Raw genomic sequence first — 12,802 nt, forward strand, 5'->3', positions numbered from 1 at the left:
GAGAAATTGGAGTGAAAATAAAAGAAAGAGGAATCGCAGAACTATTAAGAACGACTTTTTAGCTGTCAATCTTTATCCCTGTTTTTTATCAGAAAGCAACTCATTACAGTCTGATGGATTAGTATAATATTATACTACTTATTAATATTTTTACAGCTTGGTAAAAACCAATACCTGATTCTGTTCAGAAGTGATGACAGAGAAGATTAAATGAATATTACTATTCTTTAAATCCAACAATTTTTTCATTTGCTACGGCAAGGGTATGATCAATATATTTTGAAAGCCGTTCTGCTATTTCAGGCTGAACATCAGCTATATTTTTTAACTCATCAGGGTCATTCTTCAGGTTGAAAAGAAGAATTTTATTATCTTCTATATATTTAATAAGCTTATATTCTCCATCCCAAACAGCCATGGTCCCCTTCGTGATAGGATGTCCAAAAGAACGGTTTCTTTGAAAATCCACTGACAACACAGGACGGGCTGCAATTTTTTCTCCTTTAATTAACGGCAATAAAGATACCCCTTCCATCCAGTCAGGGACATTGATATCTGCAAGTTCAAGGATTGTAGGAGCAATATCTATCTGTTCAACAGTTAGATCGACTACCTTACCGCTTGTATTGCCGGGCATCTTTATTATTAGAGGTATATGCACAAGCGGCTCATAAAGATGAGGGCCATTATGAGCCAACCAGCCATGTGAAAAACTTTCTCCATGATCTGATGAAAAGATGACTATAGTATTTGTCATATCAATAACGTCATTGAGATGAGATAGAAACAGCTCAAATTGTTTGTCAGAATATAAAACAAATTCATCATAGCGCTTCCTGAGAACATTTACATCTTTCTGCTTATTAAAATCATATTCCTTATTAAAAGCAAAACCCTTCCATTGTGCCTCGTCTGAAGAGAATTTCTCAGAGTCCCCGAACACACCCATAAAAGGCGCAGGGGGCAGATATGCGTAATGTGGAGGCATGACATGCAGATAAGCAAAAAAAGGACGCTGAGTTTTTTTTTGCTTTATTTCAGACATATAGTCCAGAAATTTGTTATATACCATTTCAGCTGGCTTAGTATTAGAGTTTTCTTCAGGGCTGTAAGAAGCTATTTTTTTAGCAATAAAACTGTCATGAAAAATCCATTTATTAACAATAGGCCTGTCAGGGAATAAATTCTGAAACCTGCTATACCACCATTTTTTAGTCACTTGAAATGAAAGATAATTATCACTAAATAAAAAATCATTCTGCATCCCTAATGTGCTTGGATGCGCATTCCCATTTTGTACAAGGCCATAAACATTATAATCATTTTCTTTAAGCACCCTGGCTAAATTATGTTTATAGTTTTTAACTGGGGAATTGAAAGCGCTATACCATACCTTATGTGTCCACACTCTTTGGCCTGTCAGCAGACTCATGGTAGCAGGTGTTGTCCAGTTAGATGATGAATAAATGTTCTTGAATACCACGCCATTTTTTGCCCACTCCGATATGAAAGGCATAGTGGAACGCTCGTAGCCGTATACATCAATGTCTTTTGATGATAAAGAATCCATGATGATCAAGATTATGTTGGGACGGCTGGCTTCTTTAACATTAATCTGTAATCTATTAGAAATGTCCGTACCGGATTTGTACTCATTCTCAAAAAAGCTTTTCTTAAAAAAAGACATCGGCAATGAAATGAAAAATATGAATATAAAAAGCCACACCAGAGGCGTTATCCTGCTATCAAGGCCATAAAGTATATCGCTTATTTTTTTATTAATATTTCTACGGGCAAACAATATAACAATTGCCACAATAAAAATACCCATAAATATGATTGCTAAACGACTTAAACCGATTAACTCACTTATAGATAGAGTACTGTAAAAGGTTCGTTTTATGAATATGGGGAATAAAATAAAGATCATGAAAAAAACAAGGTATTCAAGAGATGCTGGAACAAGAGTTTCAGGAATGAGCTTATAAACGACAAATAATATAAACCATAAAAAGACTGCAATGACTATAGCTGTGATTGTCCACAAAACATAAGCCAATGCAAGTTCCGGGAGAAAATCGATAAAACGCATGTAAAAGGAATAACCATCCCATTTAAATAAGGCATCCTTAAGAAATTGAAGCGAGAATAAAATAAGAGTTATCCGGAATATTATGAGAAAAGATTTCTTAGCTGTCATTGATCTCCTTTTTCCCTGAAATATAAATGCTATCTTTCTAATTACGCAGCATCAAATTCAGTATGTTACTCCACTCACTTTATTTGACTGCATTATTTTTCTTATTCGCCTGGGAAAGATTCTCTTTGATAAATACAAGAAGTTCCTCTGCTATTTCAGGTTGATCCTTAATAATATTCAGGATCTCATCCGGGTCACTCTTTAGATTAAAAAGCAAAGACTTGTCTTCCTCAAGATAGTGTATAAGTTTATAGTCTCCTTCCCACACAGCTATAGTACCTTTGGTTATCGGCTCACCAAGAGCACGATTTTCTATAAACTGCATAGATAAAACAGGTTTGGGCTTCATAGGTATCCCTTTTATAAAAGGAAACAACGACCTTCCTTCCATCCATTCAGGCACAGGGATATCAATAAGGTCAAGTATGGTTGGTGTTATATCAATCTGCTCTGCAGGCATACTACTTACTTTACCTTCCGTATTAAATGGTAGTTTTATTATTAAAGGGACATGAACCATCGATTCGTATAGGTTAGAACCGCTATGCCCCTGATAGCCATGGTTAAAACTTTCTCCATGATCTGACAAAAGAATAATTATAGTATTTGACAGGTCGATAGCGCCTGCAAGACGTGTCATAAATATCTCAAATTGGTTATCAGAGTACATAATGAATTCATCATAACGCTTTCTGAGGATATCTACCTGTGCCTGCATCTCAGTTTTGTATTCTGTCTCAACTATTCCACTCTCCTTCAGCTCCATGTCATTAGAAAATCTGTCGGCATCACCAAACCTGCCAAAATAGGGGGGAGGTGGCAAATAAGGTTCATGAGGCGGATAAATATGAAGCCATGCAAAAAATGGTTTATTTACTTTTGCAGACGTCCCTTCCTGATTTGCCTTGGAAATGAACTCTAAAAAATAATTATAAACATTCTCTGGAGGAACAAGAGTAGAATCATTAGGCGGCCTGAATGAATTTATAAACTCCGCATAAGCATTGGTTTCAAATATCCACTCCATCACAATATTTCTATTTACAAAAAGCTTTGCTATATCGTCAAACCACCAACCGCTTGTTAACCAGTAAGTATGATAATTTTCTCTTTTTGAGAAAGCTTCCTTAATACCTAATGTTTCAGGATGTGCATACCGGTTTTGGACAAAAGCGTATACGTCATAGCCATAATCTTTTAGGACTCTAGGTAAATTGGACTCATAATTTCGGCTTGCATGGCGATTGGCAGCATACCAAACTCCATGCGTCCAAAGCCTTTGCCCGGTCATCATGCTCATAACCGTTGGACTTGTCCAGTTAGAAGAAGCGTAGATCCTGTTGAATACGATAGCATCATCTGCCCACTTCGATATAAACGGTGTTGTAGGCCTATCATACCCATAAAGAGACATATCCCTTGCTGTAAGTGCATCTAAAACGATAAAAAGAATATTTGGCCGTTTCATTTTGTTTGAGTCAGAATACGAACTTTCTTTATCTGATACTGAATGAACGTTAATGCCATTTTCATTTACAATATCAGAAGGTTCAGTTCTTAAAATTGATAACGGTATGGACAAAACAAACAAAAGAGCAAATGACCACACTAAGGGAGTAATATGAGTATTTAAGCCATCTAACGCCTTTTGAGCATTATTTATAATATATTTTCTACTGATCCAGAACGTCAAAATTGTTAAAATAAACCCAATGGCTAACAGTGAATAGTGATTTAAACCGGTATAATAAGATAAAGAAAAAGTGCCAAGTAATACTTGTTTTACAAAAATCAAAAGCAAAATACAAACAAAAAATACAGTTACCTGATCAAGGCTAATATGAAATATAGATTTCGGAATAATTCTATAAAATATGAATATAACAGACCATAAGATAACCGATAGGATTAGACCCAATACTGTCCATAAAAAGAATGCCAATGATAGATCAGGGAGGAAATCTGCAAATCGCATATAGTAGGAAAACCCATCCCACTTATAGAATGCATCTTGAAGAAATTGAAGTGAGAACAATACAAAGAATATTCGCAGTATGAAAAGAAAGGATTTTCTTCCCGTCACTTTTCCCCTTCTTTCATAGAAAATACTTTCAAACCCGGAATCCTGCCATCAGTTATCTCTTTATAACCAGGCAGGCCTGATTCACCATATACTAAATAATAATCAATATTATGGGACTTCAGTTCATGCAATAACGCTTCCCCGCTCTGATTTTTCTTGGGCACGCCATAAAAAAAAGTACCATCGTTATCCAATTTTAGATGATACGCCACTTGCAGAGCATCGCTCCACTTGTCATCTGAAGCGATATTGCCTTGAACATTATAGGCCTTCAATTTTTCAAACAAGGCATAATTATCTTCGCCCCTGGCCGGTTTCTGAATAACATTCCTCAGAGGTCCTGCAATAAACGAAAGAACAAAGAAAATTATCAAGATACTCATTCTGAGGCCGCTGAAGAATTCATTGCGAATCAATACACTGAGCACCTGCCCGCCCATGAGCAACAGCAATATATTGTCGAACCAGAAATATCTGACATTGTCAATATTGACAACAAACGGGGTCAATCCCGCCGAAAACAAAACTACGGTTGCAAGCGGATAAATAATATCACCCCGCTGGAGAAGTTTATCAAGCGGTTGGATGCAAAACAATATATACGCAATGATAATCGGTATAGATAAAAATGAGAACCACTTAACAAATACTGTCTGGATAACAATACGTGTGTTTTTCAACATGCGTTGAACAAGATACTTCGGATCGCTCGTGAGTTTTACGGTTTTAGGATAAAACTTATTCAGCATGAACGAAGGGTCATCCCATGCGCTCAGCGCAGTTTCGTAAGAAGGTTTTAAAAGTCCGGCCCAGTATACAGGATCATCTTCCTGCGTGTCTTCAAACTGGTAATCAGCCCTCACTTCCGGCCCCAATAGTTTAGACATGTAATCCCCTGCTGTTCCGAATGTAAAAGAGCCATATTTACTGCTTATGAGGTAAACCCATACACCGCTGACCATGAAAAACACAACCAGGCCCACAACGGCATTCCTAAAGACATTTTTCTTTTCTATTGCCGTCTTGCATCTTAGAAAAAAGAGAGCGTTCAACATTAAAAAATGCGCGACAAAAAAAGGAAAGGCATAATTTTTACTGAAATACGCTAATGAGCCCAGCACCCCGCATAATAAACCATTCTTTACCCTGTCAGGATACTTGTTATCAAAGATAATGACTGTATAATAGACAAGAAAACACAAAGCAAGCATATCAGGGAAAAGATATGTTGAATAATACAGAAGAATCGGGACAAGAGCCAGCAGCAGGGCATTTCTGATGCCGTCGGCAATATTGAATTTATACGACAACGCCTTTGCCCCTATCAGGATAAACAGCCCAGTGACTAAATTCAGAGCCCGAAAGGCAAAGACAGGCGTCATTCCCAGCTTAATAAACGGCACCATCAACCATGAAATAAGCGGTGGGAAGAATCCATTTACAGCGTTGTGAAAATGACCCCTTGAATATTCCAGAGCCACGGTTAAATATCCGATCGTGTTTGCGTTTAATCCTTCATATCGGTAATACCATTGCAATATAATGTCTGAGACCAGGTATATGACAATAACCAATATCAGGTTAAAATTAAAAAACTTATTTTCCTCTGTAATTCTTCCCTTTTCCATATATGAACAGATTGTATTTTAATATATTACCGGCAATATTACTATTTAATACCAATATGGTTAAATATATTCTTAGTGATGATTAAATAAGTTTAGAATCCATCCCGGCAATAGTCACCACATTACTAATGGCAGAAATATAGTTAGCTAACGTATAATAGATAATACAACTGTGACAATCTCAATCAAAAAAATAGTTCTTAATAGTACCTAATAATTATCTGATAATAAATATGCGTATTCATTTTTTAACCATTATAAACTAGTTGTAATATGATTAATATGTATCCAGATAAGATAAAAAAATGCAGTAGCATTTCATTGTTTTTTCCTGCTTATAATGAAGAGGCAAATATTGCCAAGAGCATTAACCAAGCACTTACAATTTTACCTCAGTTTGCTGAACAATATGAAATTATTGTTGTAGATGATGGCAGCAAAGATAAAACAGCTGAAATAGTTCAACAAGTAGCATCAAAACATCCCCAGGTCAGACTTATTCAGCACGATACAAACGTTGGATACGGAGGGGCGGTCAAATCAGGCATCTATGGATCCAGGTTCGACCTTATATTCCTATGTGATGCTGACCTGCAATTCGATCTTACAGAGATGCCAAGAATGTTGGAGTGGATAAATGAATATGATTTAGTGGTTGGTTACAGGGTAAAGCGCAAGGATCCTTTCCATAGACGCGTCAATGCGTTATGCTGGCACTTGTTGATACATATTTTACTAAGTCTTAAGGTGAAAGATATTGATTGCGCATTTAAATTATTCCGCAAATCAATTTTTCAAAACATGAAACTTTCTTCAAATGGTGCAATGGTGAGCACTGAAATACTTGCACAGGCAAGATCATTTGGCTACAAAATAAAAGAGATTCCTGTCAGCCATTATCCCAGGTTAGAAGGGGAACAATCCGGCGCAAATCCCAAAGTGGTCTTTAAGGCTTTCCGTGATCTTTTTAAATTTTACAGAGAAATGAAAAAGTCAGGGAAAAATCATTAAACTGAATTAATAGCTTAGTGCTAACAGACACCAGATGACTTTAGTGAAGATTGTTTTTTTAATAAATCTTAAATAATACCCGCTTAAATCAACTTTAGCAGAGAAGAATATTCAATATACCTCCCCTTTATATAAGTATCTGCACCAATACATTCAGTTTCCAATCCAGGGTGTGTTACTATTTCAGCATCCTCATCTTTAAGCTTAGTTAACAAATCCATTAATAACCCTGAATAATTACCTCTCAAAGCTAAGGGCATTAGGAAAAGATTATTACTGTAATGGATTTCGGATTTATCCAACTTCATTTTCATCAATACACCTAAAGAATACAGTAAAATCATCTTCGGTATCTGCGCTAAAAAACCATGCCTAATCAATGAACGTAAATAATACAGGTAATACTTCCTTTCCATTGTAAGACAGCGTATAGATTTTATGCCATTATTCTTTGCATAAAATATCAACGCATTAAGTATTCTGGGAACTATATGAACATGTTTATGAGTATCCAGATATAAAACCTTAATGCCTTTTGATTTCAGCAGATCATGCTGATACTTGATCACGTCTATCATATGCCCAGCTTTAAATTTATTTATGAATATAAAAAAAAGCAGCCTAATAAGGCTGATTTGTGGTGGGGTACTAATTATAGCGCCTTTCATCGGAACTGCAAAATCGATATGCAGTCCTGTTTCTGCTTTTTCTATATCAGTCGGTACATACGTACAAATATCACTTGCCATGACACTTGTTTTAGAAATAATATTCCTGCTAATAAGGTCGGAAATAGCGTTATTAATTTCAAGAGACATGCCGTAATCATCAGCAATAATTCTAACACCCATAAGTACTATCTCTTATAAAACCCTAAAATACGTTTAAATAAAATCCTAAAAAGGTCAAGTGACATTATAAATATCTGCTTTACAAAGTTTACCGTACTCATCTCTTCGGCATAATTGAATTCTATGGGGATGGATGAGATATCAATGTTATTTTCCTTAGCGCAGACCAATATATCAACATCAAAAGTAAAACCTGATATTGTCATTTTACTAAAAATCAATTCCGCTGTATCACGATCAAACCCTTTCAGACCAGCCTGAGTATCCTCTATATTTAAATTAGTAAACAAATTTATCAGCCAGTTATAGACCCTTCCTGCAGTGTGCCTTATATATATGTATGTGAGATTTTCTGATCTTATCTTGTAAACACTGTCCCTGCGCATTCGATTTGCAATAACTATTTTCTTCTTGCGATAAACCAAAGCATTAACAAGGTCTTTTATATTATTAAATGAATACTGCAAATCACAATCGGTGAAGACGATATATTCTCCTTTTGCTTCTTCAAATCCCCTTTTTATGGCTAGCCCTTTGCCTACATTTTTCTCAAGGTTTAAATATTTAATCGATGAAACATCTTTCTGGTCTCTTATGAATTTCTCAACCATAGCATGCGTGCCATCGGTGCTCCCGTCATTGACAGCTATTAACTCACTAATCAAACCAGATTCAGCAATATAATTGTTAAAAAGAGACAGATTGCCATAAATGAATTTTTCAGCCTGATATACAGGGAGGATATATGATATTAACGGTTTATCATTCATGATTATTCCTATTCTATCTCATTAACTTTGTTGGATAATGCCTCACTCAATACAACGGCACCTTCTGAAGTTAAATGATATATATCTTTGTACATATTGTTTTCGTTAAGGATATTTTGGGCATAAAAAACAATAAGTTCTGGATACTCTTTCTTTAAAGAGTCGAGAAATTCATCAAGCTCTTTAAAATACACATATTTTTTAAATTCATCATAAATAACCGGGGGGAAAACAGGAACGTAATATATAGGAGTTATATTATTCTCCTTGGCAAGGTCTAAAATGGCCTTTAAGTATTTATAGGAAAAAGGGGATATTGTCAAGTTTGTGACATCATCTTTTATTGAAAACGAGTTATATTCATCCATGAATCTTTCATTAACTCTGTCACTATTATATATTCTTTTTTCGCCAGGGTGCGGATAATATCCCTTGCCATCATAAATCTGTTTGACAACTTCATTAATCTGGGCCTTATTGAGAAAGTTAAAAGAAAAAGGGGCTTTAATAAAATCTTTAAAACGGGCCTGATGCTTTAAGGAAGGGAATATATATTTAACACCTTGAACTATACCGAACTCTTCTATGAATTCCCTGACATTCCCATTTTTTAAGCTTGCCAAATGATTGATTGCATCTTTGCTATAATCGGATTTAGTTACAGGGTATGTTGTATAAGGCACAAAACCGATAACGACATATTTTGGTTTAGTTGAGTGTGCCTTAATATAGTTCTTGAAAATCAAATAATACCCTATGAGCTTCTGGTTACCGGATAAAGCAAAATTAAAACTGCGCAATCCGGTATTCTCTTCAATCACCCGTGGGATAAAACCGTTCAGGCTATGTGAATCTCCCAAGATTAAGAGATCAAAATTATTTTCTTCTGATAGAGCAATCTCATTCTTGATCTTAAATTGTAATCCAGTCAATAATGCCATATGCGGATTGTAAAAATAATTATCAAAGGTAAAATTGACAAGTTCCAAGAGAAGTATAAGAATCAAGGCAATTATAAATCCCTTTGGGAGTTTATTAAAATTGGAAGTAAACAAATTCTTTTCCACCTTCAACCCCAAAGATAATTACCAGATAAAAGCATATAAAATAGAATGTCGCCCTTGTTAAGGTATTCCATTGTAAAACAATCATCAAATCATTCTTCTTAAACTGAATACTCTCTACTATAAGTAACAATAAAGCAAAAGAGATTATCTTCCCCGCTGTTATAAAAGAGAAATCAGCCAGCCTGAAATTAAAGATCAAACTGTTTAGCATACTGCATATTTGTGAGATCGATTCTGCCCTGAAAAGTAAAAATCCTACTGCAGTTACATGAAACATGAATACTATGCTTACAATCAGCCAAATAATGTTTAAACCCGGGTTTCCGGTTTTCATAATCTTTGCAACTCTGGGTTGAAAAACATGATAAAGAACAAGGTGGCCTCCATAATATATCCCAAAAATAATAAAATGCCACGCAGCACCATGCCATAATCCAAGCACAAACATTGTAATCATCAACGTCACATACAATCTCATCTTCCCCTGAATATTTCTTAGACTTAAAAATAATGGAGTATATATATAATCTCTTACCCAATTGCTCAAACTTATATGCCACCGCCTCCAAAAATCTGCCACATTGGAAGAGAATAAAGGCAGGTTGAAATTATTTATCATGTCAAATCCCATGACTTTGCCAAGCCCTATTGCAATAAATGAATAGCCCGCAAAATCACAGTAAAGTTGAAATACATAAGCATACATAGAAAGCAAAACCTCTGTGCCATTGTAAATGGCCTGTGTCGAGTATACGGGATCAACAATGCTTCCCATGTTATCTGCAATAAACATCTTTAAAAACAAACCCCAAAATATTAAAAAACTGCCTTTATAAAACTTGTCATAAGTTATTTCTCTTGGCTTAAGAATCTGAGGCAGAAGGCTGTCTGCACGGTCAATAGGACCGGATAAAAGAGACGGGAAAAATGCTACAAAAAGTGCATATTCAGGAAACTTTCTTGTCGGTTTAATCTGTTCCCAATATATGCCAATTGTGTATGTCATAGTCTTGAATGTATAAAAACTGATTCCAACAGGAAGAATTATATTGAAAAAACGAGGTTCAAAAGAAAAGCCGAGAATATTAGCAAGTGCCTGTAAGTTGTAAAAAAAGAAGTTGAAATACTTGAAGATACCCAGAATACTCAGGTTGACGATTATACTAAACAACAAAAACATTTTTTTTCTTTTAATATTTAACGAACTATCAATTTGAATACCACAAAAATAATCAATGGCAGTTGATGTCAGAATCAAGGATAAAAACCTCCAGTCCCATGCAGCATAAAATGCATAGCTGGCCATAAGCAGCATCCTGTTCTGCCACTTATGGTTAAGCACAAGATATATACCAAAAACAAAGATGAAAAAGATTGCAAAATTTACGGAATTAAATAACATAGTAAATAGAGGAGACAGCTACTGCTTCAAAGTCTGGGGGGGGGAAATTGTTATGTCTATATATTTCAGGTAGCGTGTAAGTAGATAGTAATAAAATCACAAAGTCACTAAGCACTTAAATTCACCCCATGCCGCTTAAGACTTTCCTTTATATCTCCAACATTTTTTACGCCAACTATATCCCTTGCAGTAAATCTAATGTTATAAGCGGTCTCTAATGCTGTCACTAACAGCAGAGCATTCATAGAATCCCATGTTGCAACATTATCAGGCGAAGTTTCATCAGTGATTGTGTCTTCACCTATTTTCAACACCTCTGACAGTGTAGCATTGAACTTTTTATCTGTCATACCTTCCCGAGTCTCCAAATTTGATTATTTAGCATGTGAGATTCTGAAGATCAGGCTCCTACAAAATCAGGCCATTTTGCAGGATCTTCACCCCATCGGGCAATAAAAGCTGCCATCCAACGCTCGATCCCATATGCCAGACAGGATGTTTCAAGCTCCACACCGTCCTTATCGTATATCTTCATAGGAGTTGTAAAATGCTTGCCGTGAATATTGAAAGATACTGCCGCTGTTCTTTTACCATCATCAATACGCAGTAAAAGCTCCAGCTTGGTAGATTGCATCATTTGAAAAGTCCTTGCAGAAGCAGCAGTGCTTACAAAGAATGGATCCGTAGCTATCTGAAGGTTTGCATCAATATCCAGTTCTGAAACCATTTCCTGAGTAAGCTCTATCCCGCGTTGCCTTGTCTTTACAACAAAATCGTGCTCACCAACAAGAACAATCTCACGCATTGAAAATTCCCACTGCCGTAAAAGCGGAGAAAAACGAAACCCTTCATAACGATAACACTTCCCCTGCGCGGATATTACCCTTCCTCCGTCAATCCTTTCATTTTTCAGACTGCGGTAAATATTGTGACATACAAATGGCTCAAGAATAAAACCTGTAGGTTCAAGAATCCCGCAGTCTTCAGGAGCGGTAAGTTTTTTTTCTTTTGCAGTTTCAGCGAAACTCTTTATCTTTTCATAATGCGGAGGAAGACGATAACCGAAGGTGATAAGTTGCGGATGAGATGAGAAATACCCGGTCTCAGGTATCAGATCATTGGTCATTTCAATACTGGGCAAAAACCATCCTTCCGCATTCATTTCTTGAGCTATTTTGTTTATCCTGTTAGAAAAATATATAAAGAGTCTGTTCGCAGGCCCGTGATAAGCATACTGCCCGGGGCCAAGAGTTGTCATATGAAGCTCTGTAAACGCTTTTACCGAATCATTTCCGTTATACGCAACACTTGGTCTGTGGTGCCAAAGTGGAGAGGTTTCTTCGACAAATCGAAATGATTCAATTGACATTTTAACAACTTTAGCAGCCTGATTTCTAAGGTCAGCGAGATCATCCTCAGATAAATCACCACGGACTTCAAGAACTATCGTTCCATTTACAGGATCAATTTTATTAATACCTGTTATCCCGGGATGGCAAAATGACAGGTCTGAGTCAAGACCATCGACAACCTGCGCCGATATGCCTTTCAATATTTCTAAATTAACTGTTTCAAGTTTCATAACTTAAAGTTTTTGATCAAAATCAGTATGCTATTACAATGATGTAATGAATTTATAGTTTCAAGTATGCGTAAAAGTATATAGCGTAAGAAGATATATAAGTATTTTATCTTTAAAATAGTATAAATTATATTTATACTTATTGTAAATCTTATTACATTATTCAGGAACCTTCTGTTAGAGACAGTAACACAAACTTAAACTGAGA

General features: G+C 35.8%; 10 protein-coding genes. 1 reads left to right on the forward strand and 9 read right to left on the reverse strand.

Annotation, left to right across the window (positions count from 1 at the left end):
• Positions 1-220: 220 nt before the first annotated feature.
• The 3 genes from Q7U10_01455 to Q7U10_01465 all read right to left on the reverse strand — a co-directional run bounded on the left by Q7U10_01455 (position 221) and on the right by Q7U10_01465 (position 5,764).
• A complete protein-coding gene (locus Q7U10_01455; protein MDO8281285.1) occupies positions 221-2,200 on the reverse strand; it encodes a sulfatase-like hydrolase/transferase in 1,980 nt (659 codons plus the stop codon).
• A 79-nt stretch (positions 2,201-2,279) separates the two neighbouring features.
• Positions 2,280-4,175, reverse strand: coding sequence for a sulfatase (locus tag Q7U10_01460; GenBank protein MDO8281286.1), 1,896 nt, complete (start codon positions 4,173-4,175; stop codon positions 2,280-2,282).
• 104 nt (positions 4,176-4,279) lie between these two features.
• Positions 4,280-5,764, reverse strand: coding sequence for a hypothetical protein (locus Q7U10_01465; GenBank protein ID MDO8281287.1), 1,485 nt, complete (start codon positions 5,762-5,764; stop codon positions 4,280-4,282).
• 429 nt (positions 5,765-6,193) lie between these two features.
• On the opposite strand from Q7U10_01465, the gene Q7U10_01470 reads away from it, so the two are divergent.
• Positions 6,194-6,922: a glycosyltransferase family 2 protein gene (locus tag Q7U10_01470; GenBank protein ID MDO8281288.1), complete on the forward strand. Its 729-nt coding sequence runs from the start codon at positions 6,194-6,196 to the stop codon at positions 6,920-6,922.
• A gap of 83 nt (positions 6,923-7,005) precedes the next feature.
• Here the strand turns inward: Q7U10_01470 and Q7U10_01475 are convergent, their stop codons facing one another.
• The 6 genes from Q7U10_01475 to Q7U10_01500 all read right to left on the reverse strand — a co-directional run bounded on the left by Q7U10_01475 (position 7,006) and on the right by Q7U10_01500 (position 12,594).
• Positions 7,006-7,773, reverse strand: coding sequence for a ChbG/HpnK family deacetylase (locus Q7U10_01475; protein ID MDO8281289.1), 768 nt, complete (start codon positions 7,771-7,773; stop codon positions 7,006-7,008).
• A 5-nt stretch (positions 7,774-7,778) separates the two neighbouring features.
• The gene (locus Q7U10_01480; GenBank protein MDO8281290.1) at positions 7,779-8,543 is read right to left on the reverse strand and encodes a glycosyltransferase; all 765 of its coding nucleotides are present in this window, start codon (positions 8,541-8,543) and stop codon (positions 7,779-7,781) included.
• An 8-nt stretch (positions 8,544-8,551) separates the two neighbouring features.
• Entirely contained in the window at positions 8,552-9,610 is a 1,059-nt protein-coding gene (locus Q7U10_01485; GenBank protein MDO8281291.1) for a hypothetical protein, read from the reverse strand.
• Complete coding sequence (locus Q7U10_01490; protein MDO8281292.1) at positions 9,579-10,916, reverse strand: MBOAT family O-acyltransferase; 1,338 nt, start codon at positions 10,914-10,916, stop codon at positions 9,579-9,581. The genes Q7U10_01485 and Q7U10_01490 overlap by 32 nt, the downstream gene beginning before the upstream one ends.
• A 203-nt stretch (positions 10,917-11,119) precedes the next feature.
• The gene (locus Q7U10_01495; GenBank protein ID MDO8281293.1) at positions 11,120-11,362 is read right to left on the reverse strand and encodes an acyl carrier protein; all 243 of its coding nucleotides are present in this window, start codon (positions 11,360-11,362) and stop codon (positions 11,120-11,122) included.
• Between the two features lie 50 nt (positions 11,363-11,412).
• Positions 11,413-12,594, reverse strand: coding sequence for a hypothetical protein (locus tag Q7U10_01500; protein MDO8281294.1), 1,182 nt, complete (start codon positions 12,592-12,594; stop codon positions 11,413-11,415).
• Between the last annotated feature and the right edge of the window lie 208 nt (positions 12,595-12,802).

The organism is Thermodesulfovibrionia bacterium (genome assembly GCA_030646035.1).
Classification (GTDB): Bacteria; Nitrospirota; Thermodesulfovibrionia; order UBA6902; family UBA6902; genus JACQZG01.

Bases quoted from the DNA above. Each gene is read 5' to 3' on its own strand.
- Q7U10_01455 (MDO8281285.1), bottom strand. From the start codon at position 2,200: ATGACAGCTAAGAAATCTTTTCTCATAATATTCCGGATAACTCTTATT.
- Q7U10_01460 (MDO8281286.1), bottom strand. From the start codon at position 4,175: ATGCGATTTGCAGATTTCCTCCCTGATCTATCATTGGCATTCTTTTTA.
- Q7U10_01470 (MDO8281288.1), top strand. From the start codon at position 6,194: ATGTATCCAGATAAGATAAAAAAATGCAGTAGCATTTCATTGTTTTTT.
- Q7U10_01475 (MDO8281289.1), bottom strand. From the start codon at position 7,773: ATGGGTGTTAGAATTATTGCTGATGATTACGGCATGTCTCTTGAAATT.
- Q7U10_01480 (MDO8281290.1), bottom strand. From the start codon at position 8,543: ATGAATGATAAACCGTTAATATCATATATCCTCCCTGTATATCAGGCT.
- Q7U10_01490 (MDO8281292.1), bottom strand. From the start codon at position 10,916: ATGGCCAGCTATGCATTTTATGCTGCATGGGACTGGAGGTTTTTATCC.
- Q7U10_01495 (MDO8281293.1), bottom strand. From the start codon at position 11,362: ATGACAGATAAAAAGTTCAATGCTACACTGTCAGAGGTGTTGAAAATA.
- Q7U10_01500 (MDO8281294.1), bottom strand. From the start codon at position 12,594: ATGAAACTTGAAACAGTTAATTTAGAAATATTGAAAGGCATATCGGCG.